The following is a 15,506-nucleotide window of genomic DNA, read 5'->3' on the forward strand; positions in this document are numbered from 1 at the left end:
GTCGCAACTCGCCATGGCATCCGGGTGACGGGCTGCGGCACGCACTGCAGCGTAGGCAGGCCGGCCTCAAGCTGTTGGTAGAAAATGCCCGCTGAAGCAGGGAGTCGGTCCCGGTGTTGGCGGGTGTTCCACGGTTGAACACCTCGATGTCGTGCCCTGAGACAGCCGCATGGCGTTAAGCTCGCGCCTCGGATACGGATGGCTGATAGGCCGGAGGCCGATGCGGTCGATGGCCCTCGACTTGCTTGCCGGAACAGGGCGTTGCACTGACGCAAAGATCGATAACGAGGAGTGGATCCCGATGAAGCAGTTACTGATGGCGCTGGGTCTGGCGCTGGGGCTTTGCGCAGTTGCGGGCGCAGCCGACCCGCTCGGTTCGTCGCGCTGGCCCGACTTGCAGCGCGAATATGCCGGCAATGCGCCGGTCAGCTTCGATTCACGGATCGAGGTGCTGGCACCCAAGGTGGCGGAGGATTCGATGAACGTGCCGGTCACGATCAAGTTCCGGAACCTGCCCGACGTGAAGCGGGTGCTGGTCATCGCCGACTTCAACCCCATCGTCAAGGTGCTCGACTACCAGCCGCTGCTGGCGCAGCCCGGCCTGTCCTTCCGCATCAAGCTGCAGCAGGCCAGCCCGATCCGTGCGCTGGTGCAGACCGGCGACGGCAAGTGGTACGCAGGCGGCGCATGGGTCGATGCGGCCGGCGGTGGCTGCACGGCGCCCAGCACCGGGCGCAGCGCGCCTGGCTGGACCAGCACGCTGAACCAGGTGCAGGCGCGTGTCTTCCACGACGGCCAGAACCAGCGCGTGCGGCTGCGCATCATGCATCCGATGGATACCGGCCTCGCGCCGGGCATTCCGGCCTTCTACATAGAGCAGCTGGCGGTCGAGGACGCCAGTGGCGAGGCCATGCTGCGCATGGAAACCTTCGAGCCGCTGAGCGAAAACCCGGTGTTTTCGTTCGACCTGCCGGATACCGGCAAGGCGGCGCTGCGTGTGGTGGGCCGGGACAACAACGGCAACCGCATCGACGCGATGGTGCAGCCATGATCGGGCGGTTCCTGTTCGCCCTTTTGCTGGCCGGAGGAGCGCTGTTTGCGCAGGCGGCCGACAGGACTGGCGCTGACCGTTTCGACTACGGCCTCGTGCCGCAGAAGATCGCTGACAACAGCTGGGCTTTCGTCGGCAGGACCGAAGACATCACTCGAGACAATGGCGGCAACATCGTCAATACCGCGTTTGTCGTGACAACCGAGGGCGTTGTGGTGATCGACACCGGTCCGTCGCGTCGCTACGGCGAACAGATGCGGGCGGCCATCGCCCGCGTGACGGACCGTCCGGTCATCCGGGTGTTCAACACCCACCAGCACCCCGACCACTTTCTCGGCAATCAGTCATTCGCCGGCGTACCCACGGCGGCCCTGCCGGCTGCTCAGGCGGGCATGCGGGAGCAGGGCGGGGCGTTCGCCGACAACATGTACCGCATGGCAGGTGACTGGCTTGCCGGCACCGAGGTCACCGTTGCGGATCAGGCGGCCCAGGCGGGGCGGCTGACGATAGGCGGCCACGAATTCGAACTGATCGCGCTGGAAGGCCATACCGGAGGCGATCTGGCGATTTTTGACCGCACCACCGGCGTGCTGTACGCCGGTGACCTTGTCTTCCTCGACCGGGCACCGACCACGCCGCACGCCTCGATCACCCACTGGCGCGCCGCGCTCGACGCGCTGGCCGCACTCCCGGTGAAGCGCACACTGCCGGGTCATGGCCCGGTACATGACGACCGCCGTGGCGTCCTCCAGACTCGCGACTGGCTCGACTGGCTTGATGGCACGCTGAATAGTGCGGCAGCGAGCGGCATGGACATGGCCGAAGTGATGGTGCTGCCGCTGCCTGAACGTTTCGCGCAGATGCCGCTGGCGCGCAGCGAGTTCGAACGTTCGGTCACGCATCTGTACAGCCGCTACGAACAGCAGACGCTGAACACTGCAGTGCCGTCCCGATTGAAACAAAAATGAACACCTGACCTGTTTCGCGCCGCTCGCAAGGCGGCGCGACCGTATTTCCCCCTCGTTTGTACTTGGCCCGCTTCTTGCGATCGCTGCTAGCCGATCAAGGGAAGGCATCCCGGCAATCAAGAGACAAACTCACCACTGAGGAGGAAGTATGAAAGGTTTGCGTACCACGACGCTGTCCGGCGTCCTGCTGTCTGCATTCGCTGCGCTGGCTGCACCGCAGGTCATGGCCGGCGTCACCGACAAGGACATCGAAGCCGACGGCAAGACCACGACCAGCATCCTGTCGTGGGGCATGGGCACGGAAGGCCAGCGCTACAGCCCGCTCGACAAGATCAACGTGAAGAACGTCAAGAACCTGGTTCCGGCCTGGTCCTTCTCCTTCGGTGGTGAAAAGCAGCGCGGCCAGGAATCGCAGCCGCTGATCATCAACGGCAAGATGTACGTGACCGGCTCCTACTCGCGCCTGTACGCGCTGGACGCCAAGACCGGCACCAAGCTGTGGCAGTACGAACACCGCCTGCCGGACGGCATCATGCCGTGTTGCGACGTGGTGAACCGCGGCGCCGCCGCCTACGGCGATCTGGTCATTTTCAGCACGCTGGACGCGCAGCTCGTTGCACTCGACCAGAACACCGGCAAGGTCGTCTGGAAGGAAAAGATCGACGACTACCAGGCGGGTTACTCGAACACCGCCGCCCCGATCATCGCCAAGGGCCTGCTGCTGACCGGCGTGTCCGGCGGCGAATTCGGCGTCATCGGCCGCGTCGAAGCGCGCGACCCGAAGACCGGCAAGCTGGTGTGGGTCCGCCCGACCGTCGAAGGCCACATGGGCTACAAGTACGACGCGGCCGGCAACAAGACGGAAAACGGCATCAGCGGCACGCTGAACGCCACCTGGACCGGTGACCTGTGGAAGACCGGCGGCGCAGCCACCTGGCTGGGCGGCAGCTATGACGCGAAGACGGGTCTGGCCTACTTCGGTACCGGCAACCCGGCACCGTGGAACAGCCACCTGCGCCCTGGCGACAACCTGTATTCGTGCTCGACCGTCGCCATCGACGTGACCACCGGCCAGATCAAGTGGCACTTCCAGGGCACGCCGAACGACGGCTGGGATTACGACGGTGTGAATGAATTCGTCACCTTCGACATGAACGGCAAGCGCATGGGCGGCAAGGCCGACCGGAACGGCTTCTTTTATGTGCTGGACGCCAACACGGGCAAGTTCGAGCGCGGCTTCCCGTTCGTGAACAAGATCACCTGGGCCAAGGGTCTGGACGCCGATGGCAAGCCGATTTTCGATCCGGCCAATCGCCCCGGCGACCCGGCCAAAGGCGCTGACGGCAAGAAGGGCGAAGCCGTGTTCTCGGCACCGTCCTTCCTGGGCGGCAAGAACCAGATGCCGATGGCCTACAGTCCGGATACCGGCCTGTTCTACGTGCCGGCCAACGAGTGGGGCATGGAAATCTGGAACGAACCGATCACCTACAAGAAGGGTGCGGCGTACCTGGGTGCCGGCTTCACGATCAAGACCATCGAGGACAAGTACATCGGCGCCCTGCGCGCGGTGGATCCGAAGACCGGCAAGATCGTGTGGGAAGTCACCAACAACGCTCCGCTGTGGGGTGGTGTGATGACGACCAAGGGCGGTCTGGTGTTCTGGGGTACCCCGGAAGGCTTCCTGAAGGCAGCCGACGCAAAGACGGGCAAGGAAGTGTGGTCCTTCCAGACCGGCACCGGCGTCGTGGCTCCCCCGATCACGTGGGAGCAGGACGGCGAACAGTACGTCGCGGTCGCTACCGGCTGGGGCGGCGCCGTGCCGCTGTGGGGCGGCGACGTCGCCAAGAAGGTGAACTACCTGAATCAGGGTGGTTCGATGTGGGTGTTCAAGCTGCACAAGTAATCAGCAGGACGGACCAATGCAGGCACGGTGCTTGCATTGGTTTCTGTGCCGTGTCTGTTTCGGTGTTTTCAGGCACGGCAGCTCTTCAGCAGGACATGGCTCTTTAGCCGGCTCACAAGGCCGGCTTTTTTTTGCCTGTCAGTTGCCCGGCCGGGTGTGCCCGTCAGCCTTCCTTGAGCTTGCGGTACAGCGTGGTGCGGCTGATGCCGAGTTCGCGTGCCGTCGCTGCGACGTTGCCGTCGTTGCGCGACAGCGATTCACGGATCGCGCGCAGCGTCAGGCTATCCAGATCGCACGGCGCCCCGGCGCCGGTCGCGCCCTCCGTTGCGAGCCCGCTGCCGGCAGGCTGATGATCCAGCTCGTCGATGAAGTCGTCCGGCAGGTGCGGCCGGCCGATGACGCCATCGTCCGCCGCCATCACGCCTGCCGTGCGCAGCAGGTTGGCGAGCTGGCGCATGTTGCCCGGCCACGGATGGCGTTCGAATAGCTCAAGCACCTCGTCGTCGATGCTCAAGCCGCGCGGAATCGACGATTCACTATCGAGAATGCGCAGCACCAGCGCGCGCAGGTCAGTGCGATCGCGCAGCGGCGGCAGCATGACGGTCAGTCCGTTGAGCCGGTAGTACAGGTCGGCGCGGAACATGCCCTGTGCGACCAGATCTCGCAGCTTGCGGTGGGTGGCGCAGATGATGGACAGGTCGACCGGTGATGCGCGGCCGCTGCCCAGCGGCACCACGTTGCGTTCCTGCAGCACGCGCAGCAGGCGCGCCTGCAGCGCGAGCGGCATGTCGCCGATTTCATCCAGAAAAAGTGTGCCGCCATCGGCCTGCATGATACGGCCGGCATAGCCCTTGCGCCGGGCGCCGGTGAAGGCGCCATCTTCGTAGCCGAACAGTTCCGATTCGATCAGACCATCCGGAATCGCCGCACAGTTGACCGCCACAAAGTTCTGGTCACGACGCGGTCCTTCGTCGTGGATGGCGCGCGCCAGCAGTTCCTTGCCGGTACCGGTCTCGCCCTGGATCAGCACCGGAATATCGCGGCCGAGCACGCGCTTCACCTTTTCCACGACGGCATTCATCTGCGCGTCACCGGTGCTCAGGCGCTCCAGGCCGCGATCGGCATCGGCTGGCGGCCGCAGCGAAGCCCCTGTAAAACCGTCATGGCGAGAAACCTCCATGCTGAAAACACGGGCCGGCGGGCGTGCCAGCACGCCCGGCCGCGGCCGGCCGAAGAGTGTTCGGCCGCCGAACAGGCGCAACTCAATGATGTCCGTGCCGCGCATCAGCGGGTCGTACAGCGCGCTCAGTGACTTGTCGAACATCGACGAAAAGCTGTGGTTCATCAGTTCGGCATGGCTGCGGCCGATCAGCCTGCAGGCGCTGCGGTTGGCAGACAGCACGCGGCCCTCCTGGTCGAACGCAAGCAGCGCCTCGAATACCGTGCCGATCAGTTCGTGCTGGACGTGGCAGTGCAGCAGGAAGCCTTCCGGAAAGGCATGCGCAAACAACTGATTCTCGATCGTCTGAACAGCCAGATTGATCAGCGCCAGACTGTGGTGCGACGGCGTGCGCGAATCGCCGGTCACGTCGAGCACGCCCAGCATACGGCTGCACGGATCGAAAATCGGAGACGCCGAACAGCTAAGGAAGTGGTTGGCGGAAAAGAAATGCTGTGAGCCATGCACCGACACCGGCGCCTGTTCGACCAGCGCAGTGCCGATGGCATTGGTGCCCTTGCTTTCTTCCGACCACTCGACGCCCGGCGACAGTGCCACTTTCGACGCGCGGTCCAGAAAGCTCTGGTCGCCGACCGAATGAATGATGAAGCCGGAGGCGTTGGTCAGCACGATCATGCTGCCGGAGCGGGCGATCTGCGCGTACAGGCCGTTCATGACCGGTGCTGCGTGCTTGAGCAGAGATTCGTTGCGCTCACGCTCGGTCAGCAGGACGTCACGGCGCGCACGCTCGACCTCCTTGCTGCAACTGTCGGCGTCGAGGCCGCGATTGATGCAGCGACTCCAGGACGTTTCGATCAGGGTCGGCAGCACACCAGCGGGCACTTCGCCCGCGCTGCGCATGATTTCGTGGGCCTGCGCACTGCGCACGCCTTCAGGCGTTGTCAAATCCATGCTCTCCTCCGAACCTTGAACCACGCGCGATGGCCGGTGATGCCGGCTCTGGCGTGTGACGCGACGGGCGACTGATAGTGCCCTGCAAACTGTTCATGCAAGATAGTAAGGCCTGAAGCATCGCCGCACCTAGGGTCTGTTCGCATTTGATTCGTGCGTTATGCTCCCCGGGGGGCAACCTGCGGGCGCTCAGTGCGCCTTGCCCTGCGACGCGGTGGCTGAATGCGTGATGTGCGAATCAAATGCGAACAGACCCAGGGCATACCTGCACCCACACTCCTGGGGCATTATGGCGACCGCTGTAAGCGCCGCTGCCGCGCCATGCGTTGTTTTCGCTGCGTTGCCGCTCGGCAAGCGCTTGAGTTTAACGTGGCACGCATCCTGCTAACCCGCTGGGGTCGCATATTGTGTTGCAGTAACGGATATTTACGGAGGAGTGATGAAAGCAGGTAACCGGATTTTGAAGGCAACGCTGGCTTGTACCGCGTTGATGGTGTTGGGCGCGGCGACCACGATGCGCGTCGAGGCACACGGCGACGTGGTGCCGCAGGCGGTCGACGTCAGTGCGCTGAAGCCGCTCGGCGCGGAATGGATGAAGGAAAACCCCTATCGTGGCGACAAGGAAGCCATCCGTGTCGGTACTTCGGCCTACAACCAGAACTGCGCGCGCTGCCACGGACTGGAAGCCATCAGCGGCGGTATCGCACCGGATCTCCGGATGTTGCCGCTCGACGCCGAAACCGACGATTATTTCATCAACACGGTCCGCCGCGGACGCGTGCGCAACGGCGCTGTATACATGCCGCCGTTCGAAGGCATGATGGCGCAGGAAGCCATGTGGGCCATCCGCAGCTATCTCGATACGCGCTACGAACCGTAAGCGTCAACGCGGCGCTTTCTGCGTCGCAACTGTCCAGATGTCCAGATTCTGGACATCTGGACGCCTTGAACACACTCGCCGCACTCAATCCCCTCGCTGACCCGCCGAAAGGCTCACCGCGGGGAAAATCCGGGCGGTAAAATATGAAGCGGTTTTCATAGCCGGCGCACCCGTGCGTCGAACTACACAAAGATTCGCCCAGAATGTGGAGGAGCGACTGAACATGCAGAAATCACTACATATCGACCCCTTGAAATGCACCAGCTGCCTGCAGTGCGAAATGGCCTGTTCATTCGAGAACTACGGGGTCTTCAACAACTCGCTGTCGCGCATCAAGGTATTCGAGTTCCATCACACCGGCGCCAAGGTGCCTTACACCTGTACGCAGTGTGACGAAGCCTGGTGCATGCACGCCTGTCCCGTCGAGGCGATCAAGCTCGACAAGACCAATGGCGCCAAGGTCGTGCTTGAGGATGTCTGTGTGGGCTGCAAGGTATGCACGATTGCCTGTCCGTTCGGCACCGTGAATTACGTCGCCGAAACCGGCAAGGTGCAGAAGTGCGATCTGTGCGGTGGCGAGCCGGCCTGTGCCGAAGCCTGTCCGACCGGTGCCATCACGTATGTCGATGCCAACTGGACCGGGCTGGAGCGCATGCGCCAGTGGGCCGACAAGCTCGGCAACCCGTCTGCCTGACCACCGAAAGGGATACTGACATGGCATGGACACGTAAAATCCTCCGCGTGAATCTGACCGACCGCACCTGTACGAGTGAGCCGCTCAACATGGAGTGGGCACACGACTATCTGGGTCAACGCGGACTGGCGACGAAATACCTGGCGTCGGAAATCGATCCGAAGGTTGATCCGCTGTCGCCGGACAACAAGATCATCTGGGCGACCGGCCCGCTGACCGGCACGATGGCCTCGACCGGCGGCCGCTACTCGGTCGTCACCAAGGGCCCGCTGACCGGCGCCATCGCCTGTTCGAATTCCGGTGGTTACTTCGGCGCCGAGCTGAAGTTCGCCGGCTGGGACATGGTCATCATCGAAGGCCGCGCGTCGAGCCCGGTCTATCTGTCGATCGAGAACGACAAGGTCGAACTGCGCGATGCCTCCCATCTGTGGGGCAAGACCGTGTGGGAAACCGAAGGCCAGATCAAGTCGGAACACCAGGACCCGCAGATCCGCGTGTCCTGCATCGGCCGCACGGGCGAGAACGGTGTGCTGTACGCCGCAATCGTCAATGACCTGCATCGTGCCGCCGGCCGCTCCGGCGTCGGCGCCGTCGCCGGTTCGAAGAACCTGAAGGCGATCGCGGTGCGCGGCACGCTCGGCGTCGGCAACATTGCCAACCCGAAGGAATTCATGAAGGTCACCTTCGAGAAGAAGAAGATCCTCAAGGAAAACGCGGTCACCGGGCAGGGGCTGCCGACCTACGGCACGCAGGTTCTGATGAACGTGATCAACGAAATCGGCGCCATGCCGACGCGCAACCACAAGGATGTGCAGTTCGAAGGCGCGCGCAAGATTTCAGCTGAAGCGATGCACGAGCCGCGCGAAAGCGACGGCAAGGCGCAACTGGTGAACAACCAGGCCTGTTTCGGCTGCACCATCGCCTGTGGCCGCATCTCAAAGATCGACGCCACGCACTACACGGTGGTCAACAGCCCGAAGTACTGGGGTGCATCCGGCGGTCTGGAATACGAAGCCGCGTGGGCGCTTGGCTGTGCCAACGGTGTCGATGACCTCGATGCGCTGCAGTACGCGACCATGCTCTGCAACGAAGACGGTTTCGACCCGATTTCCTTCGGCGCGACCATCGGTGCCGTGATGGAACTGTATGAAATGGGCGTGCTGACGAAGGAAGAGATCGGCATCGAAGCGCCCTTCGGTTCTGGCAAGGCGCTCACTTTCCTGACTGAAATCACCGCACGTGGCGAAGGCTTCGGCAAGGTCATCGGTCTCGGTTCGAAGCGGCTTTGCGAGAAATACGGTCATCCGGAACTGTCGATGTCGGTCAAGGGCCAGGAGTTTCCGGCCTACGACGCGCGCGCGGTGCAGGGCATGGGCCTGACCTACGCAACCTCGAACCGCGGTGCCTGCCACCTGCGTTCGTACACGATTTCGTCCGAAGTGCTGGGTATTCCGGTCAAGACCGATCCGCTGACTACCGAAGGCAAGCCGGCGCTGGTCAAGGCTTTCCAGGACGCGACAGCGGTGGTCGATTCGACCGGCCTGTGCGTGTTCACGACCTTTGCCTGGGCGCTGTCGGACATCCAGCCTCAGCTGCAGGCGGCGTGCGAAGGCGACTGGTCGATGGAAAAGCTGGACCTGATGGGCGAGCGCATCTGGAACATGGAGCGCCAGTTCAACAACGCGGCCGGATTCACGCGCAAGGACGACGATCTGCCGGCGCGCCTGAAGACGGAAGCGGCCAAGGTCGGTCCGGCCAAGGGCCTGGTTTCGGGCATCGACAAGATGATTCCCGAATACTACGACCTGCGCGGCTGGGATACGGAAGGTCGCCCGACCGCGGAAACCGTCGCCCGCCTGGGTCTGTGATCGGGTTTTACCCCTGACCTCGCCGCGCCCTTCGGGGCGCGGCGCATTTCGACAGGAACAAACATGAAACACGTGATCATCGGCAACGGCCCGGCCGGCGTGGTGGCCGCAGAGGCCCTGCGCCGCGCGGATGCGTCGGCCGACATCGTCATGATCGGCGATGAGCCGGAGCGCCCGTATTCGCGCATGGCCATTCCCTCCCTGCTGGTCGGCAACATCGAAGAGAAGGGCACCTGGCTGCGCAAGACCGACGGCCACTTCGAGTCGCTGCGCATTCGCGAAGTGCTCGGGCGCGCGAAGGCGGTCGACACTGCCGGCCGCACGGTACATCTCGAGGACGGCACCGCATTGCCGTATGACCGGTTGCTGATCTGCACGGGTTCGCACCCGCTGCGCCTGCCCGTACCGGGCATCGATTCGCCCAATGTTCACAGTTGCTGGACGCTAGAAGATGCGCGCCACATCGCCGCCAAGGCCAAGAAGGGTGCGCGCGTGCTGCAGATCGGCGCCGGCTTCATCGGCTGCATCATCATGGAGGCGCTTGCCTCACGCGGCGTGAAGCTCGACATCGTCGAAATGGGCGACCGCATGGTGCCGCGCATGATGACGTCCAAGGCGGGCAGCATGATCGCGCGCTGGGTCGAACAGAAGGGTGTGACCGTCCATACGAAGGCGCGTGTCACGGCGATCCGTCAGGACGGCGATGCCCTGGTCGCCACGCTCGGTGACGGCAAGGAAGTGGTGGCCGACCTGATCATCGCGGCCGCCGGCGTCAAGCCCAATGTTGCCTTTCTGGAAGGCAGCGGCGTTGCCTGCGCGACCGGCATCCTGATCGACGAACGATGCGAAACCAATGTACCGGGCGTGTTCGCGGCGGGGGACGTGGCCGAAGCGATCGATTTCTCGACCGGCGAACGCCTGGTCAACGCCATTCAGCCGAACGCGGTCGATCAGGGCCGCATCGCGGCCATGAACATGGCCGGCCGCAGCACGCAATCGCAGGGCACCATGGCGATCAACGTACTCGACACGCTGGGTCTGATCTCCGCGTCGTTCGGCCAGTGGTGGGGTGCCGACGGTGGCGATGCGGTCGAAATGATCGACGACAAGCGCTTCCGCTACATCAGCCTGCAGTTCAAGGAAGATGTACTCGTCGGTGCGACCTCGATCGGCCTGACCGACCACGTCGGTGTACTGCGCGGCCTGATCCAGACGCGCACGCCGCTCGGCACCTGGAAGGAACGCCTGATGCAGGACCCGCTGCGCGTCATGGAAGCCTATCTGTCGAGCGCCCAGGCGCAGAGTGCTGCGCCGATCGCCGGGGTTGCGCACTGACGATGCGGGTGACGCTGAAGCTCTATGCCTCGCTGTCGGATTTTCTGCCGGACGAGGCGAAGCGCACCAACGAGTGGCCGATGGAGGTCGCCGACGGCACCACCGTCGGCGACCTGATCGATCGCCATCAGCTGCCCAAGCGCCTTGTCCATCTGGTGCTGGTGAATGGTCACTACATTCCGCCGGCCAGCCGCGAAGCGCATCCGCTGGTCGAGAATGACGTGCTGGCCATCTGGCCGCCGGTGGCCGGCGGGTGAGCATGGCGTTTCCGCTGAAGCCGGCCGAACTGGAATCGGGGCGCGTCGAGCGCGTCATGAGTATCGGTCGCGCCGAATTCTTCGACATGCTGCCCGGCGCGGTCGGGCTGCCACTGGTGCATCGTGGCGAGCAGGTCAGCGGCAAGACCTGGCAACTGACAGCCGAGGAACTGCCTGCGCTGAACATCGGCCTGCTCAGCCTTCCAAGACTGCGCGTGCAGATCGAGTTTCCGTCCCGTGACGGCGCCGTGATGCAGGATTTCATGGCGCGCTTCGACCGCCACTTCCAGCGCGGCGGCGGCTAATTTGCCGCCGGTGTCGCCCAAGCCGGGCGGCTCGGGGTATCATTCGGCGTGGCGGGTCTCCCCGCATCGTGGCGCGGTGAATCTGGTCAGGTCCGGAAGGAAGCAGCCACAGCTGCTCACCATGAGTGCCGGGGGTCAGGCTCGCCACCCCTCCTTTTTTGCTGGATCCGTCTCCCGGGTTTCCATCCTTCCCCTCCCGCCAGCGTTCCGATGAGTTATCAGGTTCTAGCGCGCAAGTGGCGTCCCCGCAGCTTCGACACGCTGATCGGTCAGGACCATGTCGTGCGCGCACTGACCCATGCCCTGGAACAGCAACGCCTGCATCACGCTTATCTGTTTACCGGCACACGCGGCGTCGGCAAGACGACGATCGCCCGCATTCTCGCCAAGAGCCTGAACTGCGACACCGGCATCACGGCGAAGCCGTGCGGCGTCTGTGCCGCCTGCACCGAGATCGATGCCGGGCGCTTCGTTGACTACGTCGAAATGGACGCCGCGTCCAACCGCAGCGTCGACGACATGGCGGCCCTGCTCGAAAAGGCGGCTTACGCCCCGGCGCGCGGCCGCTACAAGGTCTACATGATCGACGAAGTCCACATGCTGACCGGCCACGCCTTCAACGCGATGCTGAAGACGCTCGAAGAGCCGCCGGAGCATGTGAAGTTCATCCTTGCGACGACCGATCCGCAGAAGATTCCGGTCACGGTGCTGAGCCGCTGCCTGCAGTTCAACCTGAAGCAGATGCAGCCGGACGCGATCGTGCGTCACCTGTCCGCCGTGCTCGACGCCGAACAGGTCGAATACGAGCCCGCGGCACTGCGGCCGATTGCCAAGGGCGCTGCCGGATCGATGCGCGACGCGCTGTCGTTGCTCGACCAGGCGATCGCCCATGGTGCCGGCCGGCTGATCGAGCAGGATGTGCTCGACATGCTGGGCACCGTCGGTGACGAACACCTCTACCTCGTGCTCGATGCGCTCATCGCCGGCGACGGCGCCGCATTGATGGCGCTGACCGAACAGATGCGCGCGCGCAGCGTTGATTTCGATCAGGCGTTGCGCGAACTGGCTGTGCTGCTGCACCGCGTCGCCATGGCGCAGCGTGTACCCGACGCCATCACCGACGACGTCGAGCGCCTGCGTCTCGCGCCCTATGTCGCCGCAATGGATGCCGAATCGGTGCAACTGGCCTACCAGATCGTCGTGCAGGGCTGCAATGATCTGCCGATGGCGCCCGACGAGGTGACCGGCTTTTCGATGACCTTGCTGCGCCTGCTGGCCTTCCGTCCCGACACGCCGCCGCCGCTGGCGGCCACACCGCGCGGGCAGAGTGCCGCGCTGCAGGCGCCACCGCGCGTGGCCCGCGCCAGCGCGCCGCTGCCGCCGGTCGTTGCGCCGACGCCAGCCGTCGCGCCCGTGCCGGTCGAGCGCGAACCGCTCGCGCAGGTATCCGCGTCGCCGCACGTTGAGGCACCTTCCGCGTTTTCGTCCGATGCGGTGCCTTCGCCCGCGCCCGCGGAAGTCCAGGCCGTCGGTGCGGTGCTGCACTCCAACGAAGACTGGCATGCACTGGTCGACCGGCTCGACATCGTGGCGCTGACGCGCCAGCTCGCGCACCAGTGCGAATGGCTGGGCAGCGACGGCGGACGCATCCGCCTGCGCCTGCCGCGCGAGATGGCACATCTGGTCAGCAGCGCGCAGGATAAGTTGCGTGCCGCCGTGCAGTCCGCGCTCGGGGTCCCGGTGCAGCTGCAGTTCGAACACGGCGCCCCGGTGTCGCAGACCGTGGCGCAGCGACTGTCCGCCGAACAGCAAGCGCGCGAGCAGCAGGCGCGCGAGACGATGCGGAACGACCCCTTCGTTCAGCAGGTCATTGAACAGTTTGATGCCCGGCTGATCGAAGACTCGATAAAACCACTTTGAGGATCGCACCATGATGAAAGGTGGCATCGGTGGCCTGATGAAACAGGCCCAGCAGATGCAGGAAAACATGAAGAAGATGCAGGACCAGCTGGCGACCGTCGAGGTCGAGGGCCAGTCCGGTGCCGGCATGGTGAAGGTCGTCATGACCTGCAAGCACGACGTGCGTCGCGTCAGCATCGATCCGTCCGTCATGGATGACCGCGAAATGCTTGAAGACCTGCTGGCCGCAGCGGTGAACGACGCCGTGCGTCGGGTCGAGGCGACCACGGCAGAGAAGATGTCCGGCTTCACGTCCGGTCTGAACCTGCCGCCCGGCTTCAAGCTGCCGTTCTGATTCCCGTACTGCGCGGATGACGCCGGGTGTACTCGACGAGCTGGTGAACGCACTGCGATGCCTGCCATCGGTCGGCCCGAAAAGTGCGCAGCGCATGGCGTTTCACCTGCTGCAGCGCGATCGGCAGGGCGCCGAAAAGCTGGCCCGTGCACTCGGCCAGGCGCTCACCCGGCTGCACAACTGTGTGCGCTGCAATACCTTCACCGAACTCGAGGTGTGCGAGCGCTGTGCCTCGCCGCGCCGCGATGCGTCGCTGCTGTGCGTCGTCGAAAGCCCGGCCGACATGCTGATGATGGAGCAGACGCAGAGCTATGCCGGCCTGTATTACTGCCTGATGGGGCGCATCGCGCCGCTGGAAGGTGTCGGTCCGCGCGAACTGCGTCTCGAGCGCCTGCTTGAACGCGCGGCCGATCCGCAAGTAACTGAAGTCATTCTGGCCACCAATTTCACCAATGAAGGCGAAGCCACCGCGCACTATCTTGGCGAAATGCTGCGTGCGCGCGGCCTTGCGGTGAGCCGCATCGCGCGTGGCCTGCCGGTCGGTGGCGAACTGGAACACACCGACATCGGCACCATCGCCCAGGCGCTGTCGGAGCGCCGGCCCGCATGAGTGATCCGGCTGTCAGACCGCTGTCCGGCCTGAAAGTGGTCGAACTGGGCACCTTGATCGCCGGTCCGTTCGCATCACGCATCCTGGCCGAATTCGGGGCCGAAGTGGTCAAGATCGAGTCGCCCGATGGCGGAGATCCGCTGCGCAAATGGCGCCTGCTGTATGAAGGCACGTCGCTGTGGTGGTTCGTGCAGGCGCGCAACAAGAAGTCGGTCACGCTCAACCTGAAACACCCGGACGGTCTCGACGTGCTGCGTCGCCTGCTGGCGGACGCCGACGTACTGGTCGAAAACTTCCGCCCCGGCGTGCTGGACAAGCTCGGCTTGCCGGAAGCCGTGCTGCGCGAACTCAATCCTTCGCTGGTGATCGTCCGTCTGTCGGGATTCGGTCAGACCGGCCCGATGGCCGAACAGCCCGGTTTCGGCGCCATCGGCGAATCGATGGGCGGCCTGCGCTACATCACAGGCTTCCCGGACCGACCGCCGGTCAAGGTCGGCATTTCGATCGGTGATTCGATCGCTGCGCTGTGGGGTGTCATCGGTGCGCTGATGGCACTGCGCCACCGAGATGCCACCGGCGGGCGCGGAGCGGGGCAGGGCCAGACCGTTGACGTCGCCCTGTACGAAGCCGTTTTCGCGATGATGGAAAGCATGTTGCCGGAGTTCGACGTGTTCGGCTTCATCCGCGGCCGTACCGGCAACATCATGCCCGGCATCACGCCGTCGAACACCCATACGGCCCGTGACGGCCGCCACATCATCATCGGCGGCAACGGCGATGCGATCTTCAAGCGCCTGATGCTGGCCGTCGGTCGCCCCGATCTCGCCGCCGACCCTTCACTCGCCGACAACGCAGGCCGCGATGCGCGGCGCGACGAAATCTATGCGCTGATCGACACCTGGGTGGCCGGGCGCGAGGGCGACGAAGTGCTGCGCGTGCTGGGCGAAGCCGACGTACCGGTCAGTCGGGTGTATTCGATTGAGGACATCGTCGCTGATCCGCAGTTTCTCGCGCGCGCCATGTTCGAGACGCTGGAACTGCCGGACGGCCGACCATTCAAAGCGCCAGCGGTGGTGCCGCGGCTGTCGCAAACGCCCGGGGGTACCGAGTGGATCGGCCCTGAGCTCGGAGCGCACACCGACGAGGTGCTCGCCGGACTTGGCATCGAACCTGCGCACATCGCGCGCATGCGCGAACAGGGCGCGCTGTGAGCCGATACGCCGCGCGACGGGCTTGCATCGCACCGTTGC

At 64.4% G+C, this 15,506-nt stretch carries 14 protein-coding genes and 1 other RNA gene; 14 read left to right on the forward strand and 1 reads right to left on the reverse strand.

Translation table 11 applies throughout. From position 1 onward, the window contains the following. Positions 1–301 precede the first annotated feature (301 nt). From NMQ14_RS15450 to NMQ14_RS15460, 3 genes are all read left to right on the forward strand, one after another. Positions 302–1,051 (forward strand): quinoprotein dehydrogenase-associated SoxYZ-like carrier, encoded by a 750-nt coding sequence (locus tag NMQ14_RS15450; protein ID WP_257097538.1) that lies wholly within the window; start codon positions 302–304, stop codon positions 1,049–1,051. Beyond that, complete coding sequence (locus NMQ14_RS15455; RefSeq protein ID WP_257097539.1) at positions 1,048–2,019, forward strand: quinoprotein relay system zinc metallohydrolase 1; 972 nt, start codon at positions 1,048–1,050, stop codon at positions 2,017–2,019. The genes NMQ14_RS15450 and NMQ14_RS15455 overlap by 4 nt, the downstream gene beginning before the upstream one ends. Positions 2,020–2,167: 148 nt before the next feature. Beyond that, on the forward strand, positions 2,168–3,922 hold the full coding sequence (locus NMQ14_RS15460; protein ID WP_306441277.1) for a PQQ-dependent methanol/ethanol family dehydrogenase: 1,755 nt from the start codon (positions 2,168–2,170) through the stop codon (positions 3,920–3,922). Between the two features lie 163 nt (positions 3,923–4,085). Here the strand turns inward: NMQ14_RS15460 and NMQ14_RS15465 are convergent, their stop codons facing one another. After that, positions 4,086–6,053, reverse strand: coding sequence for a sigma-54-dependent Fis family transcriptional regulator (locus tag NMQ14_RS15465; protein ID WP_257097540.1), 1,968 nt, complete (start codon positions 6,051–6,053; stop codon positions 4,086–4,088). A 439-nt stretch (positions 6,054–6,492) separates the two neighbouring features. Between NMQ14_RS15465 and pedF the strand changes: the two genes are divergently transcribed. The 11 genes from pedF (at position 6,493) to NMQ14_RS15520 (ending at position 15,467) form a co-directional block, all read left to right on the forward strand. Then, a complete protein-coding gene (gene pedF, locus NMQ14_RS15470; RefSeq protein WP_257097541.1) occupies positions 6,493–6,933 on the forward strand; it encodes a cytochrome c-550 PedF in 441 nt (146 codons plus the stop codon). 223 nt (positions 6,934–7,156) lie between these two features. Then, complete coding sequence (locus tag NMQ14_RS15475; protein WP_257097542.1) at positions 7,157–7,627, forward strand: 4Fe-4S dicluster domain-containing protein; 471 nt, start codon at positions 7,157–7,159, stop codon at positions 7,625–7,627. A 20-nt stretch (positions 7,628–7,647) separates the two neighbouring features. Then, positions 7,648–9,495, forward strand: a complete 1,848-nt coding sequence (locus NMQ14_RS15480; protein ID WP_257097544.1) for an aldehyde ferredoxin oxidoreductase family protein — start codon at positions 7,648–7,650, stop codon at positions 9,493–9,495. A 63-nt stretch (positions 9,496–9,558) separates the two neighbouring features. Further along, the gene (locus NMQ14_RS15485) at positions 9,559–10,830 is read left to right on the forward strand and encodes an NAD(P)/FAD-dependent oxidoreductase (RefSeq protein WP_257097547.1); all 1,272 of its coding nucleotides are present in this window, start codon (positions 9,559–9,561) and stop codon (positions 10,828–10,830) included. Positions 10,831–10,832: 2 nt separating this feature from the next. After that, entirely contained in the window at positions 10,833–11,087 is a 255-nt protein-coding gene (locus NMQ14_RS15490; protein ID WP_257097550.1) for a MoaD/ThiS family protein, read from the forward strand. 2 nt (positions 11,088–11,089) lie between these two features. Further along, the gene (locus NMQ14_RS15495) at positions 11,090–11,392 is read left to right on the forward strand and encodes a hypothetical protein (protein ID WP_257081307.1); all 303 of its coding nucleotides are present in this window, start codon (positions 11,090–11,092) and stop codon (positions 11,390–11,392) included. A gap of 50 nt (positions 11,393–11,442) precedes the next feature. Beyond that, positions 11,443–11,541, forward strand: an RNA gene (gene ffs / locus NMQ14_RS15500) — signal recognition particle sRNA small type. A gap of 61 nt (positions 11,542–11,602) precedes the next feature. Further along, on the forward strand, positions 11,603–13,312 hold the full coding sequence (dnaX, locus tag NMQ14_RS15505) for a DNA polymerase III subunit gamma/tau (protein ID WP_257097551.1): 1,710 nt from the start codon (positions 11,603–11,605) through the stop codon (positions 13,310–13,312). A 10-nt stretch (positions 13,313–13,322) separates the two neighbouring features. Next, positions 13,323–13,646 carry a YbaB/EbfC family nucleoid-associated protein gene (locus NMQ14_RS15510; RefSeq protein WP_257097552.1) on the forward strand — a complete coding sequence of 108 codons (324 nt, stop codon included), beginning with the start codon at positions 13,323–13,325 and terminating at the stop codon, positions 13,644–13,646. A 16-nt stretch (positions 13,647–13,662) separates the two neighbouring features. Beyond that, positions 13,663–14,256, forward strand: a complete 594-nt coding sequence (recR, locus tag NMQ14_RS15515; protein WP_257097553.1) for a recombination mediator RecR — start codon at positions 13,663–13,665, stop codon at positions 14,254–14,256. Then, positions 14,253–15,467, forward strand: coding sequence for a CaiB/BaiF CoA-transferase family protein (locus NMQ14_RS15520; RefSeq protein WP_257097554.1), 1,215 nt, complete (start codon positions 14,253–14,255; stop codon positions 15,465–15,467). The genes recR and NMQ14_RS15520 overlap by 4 nt, the downstream gene beginning before the upstream one ends. Positions 15,468–15,506 lie beyond the last annotated feature (39 nt).

Source organism: Methyloversatilis sp. XJ19-13 (assembly GCF_024580155.1).
Taxonomy (GTDB): domain Bacteria; phylum Pseudomonadota; class Gammaproteobacteria; order Burkholderiales; family Rhodocyclaceae; genus Methyloversatilis.

Bases quoted from the DNA above. Each gene is read 5' to 3' on its own strand.
- NMQ14_RS15450 (WP_257097538.1), top strand. From the start codon at position 302: ATGAAGCAGTTACTGATGGCGCTGGGTCTGGCGCTGGGGCTTTGCGCA.
- NMQ14_RS15455 (WP_257097539.1), top strand. From the start codon at position 1,048: ATGATCGGGCGGTTCCTGTTCGCCCTTTTGCTGGCCGGAGGAGCGCTG.
- NMQ14_RS15460 (WP_306441277.1), top strand. From the start codon at position 2,168: ATGAAAGGTTTGCGTACCACGACGCTGTCCGGCGTCCTGCTGTCTGCA.
- NMQ14_RS15465 (WP_257097540.1), bottom strand. From the start codon at position 6,053: ATGGATTTGACAACGCCTGAAGGCGTGCGCAGTGCGCAGGCCCACGAA.
- pedF (WP_257097541.1), top strand. From the start codon at position 6,493: ATGAAAGCAGGTAACCGGATTTTGAAGGCAACGCTGGCTTGTACCGCG.
- NMQ14_RS15475 (WP_257097542.1), top strand. From the start codon at position 7,157: ATGCAGAAATCACTACATATCGACCCCTTGAAATGCACCAGCTGCCTG.
- NMQ14_RS15480 (WP_257097544.1), top strand. From the start codon at position 7,648: ATGGCATGGACACGTAAAATCCTCCGCGTGAATCTGACCGACCGCACC.
- NMQ14_RS15485 (WP_257097547.1), top strand. From the start codon at position 9,559: ATGAAACACGTGATCATCGGCAACGGCCCGGCCGGCGTGGTGGCCGCA.
- NMQ14_RS15490 (WP_257097550.1), top strand. From the start codon at position 10,833: ATGCGGGTGACGCTGAAGCTCTATGCCTCGCTGTCGGATTTTCTGCCG.
- NMQ14_RS15495 (WP_257081307.1), top strand. From the start codon at position 11,090: ATGGCGTTTCCGCTGAAGCCGGCCGAACTGGAATCGGGGCGCGTCGAG.
- dnaX (WP_257097551.1), top strand. From the start codon at position 11,603: ATGAGTTATCAGGTTCTAGCGCGCAAGTGGCGTCCCCGCAGCTTCGAC.
- NMQ14_RS15510 (WP_257097552.1), top strand. From the start codon at position 13,323: ATGATGAAAGGTGGCATCGGTGGCCTGATGAAACAGGCCCAGCAGATG.
- recR (WP_257097553.1), top strand. From the start codon at position 13,663: ATGACGCCGGGTGTACTCGACGAGCTGGTGAACGCACTGCGATGCCTG.
- NMQ14_RS15520 (WP_257097554.1), top strand. From the start codon at position 14,253: ATGAGTGATCCGGCTGTCAGACCGCTGTCCGGCCTGAAAGTGGTCGAA.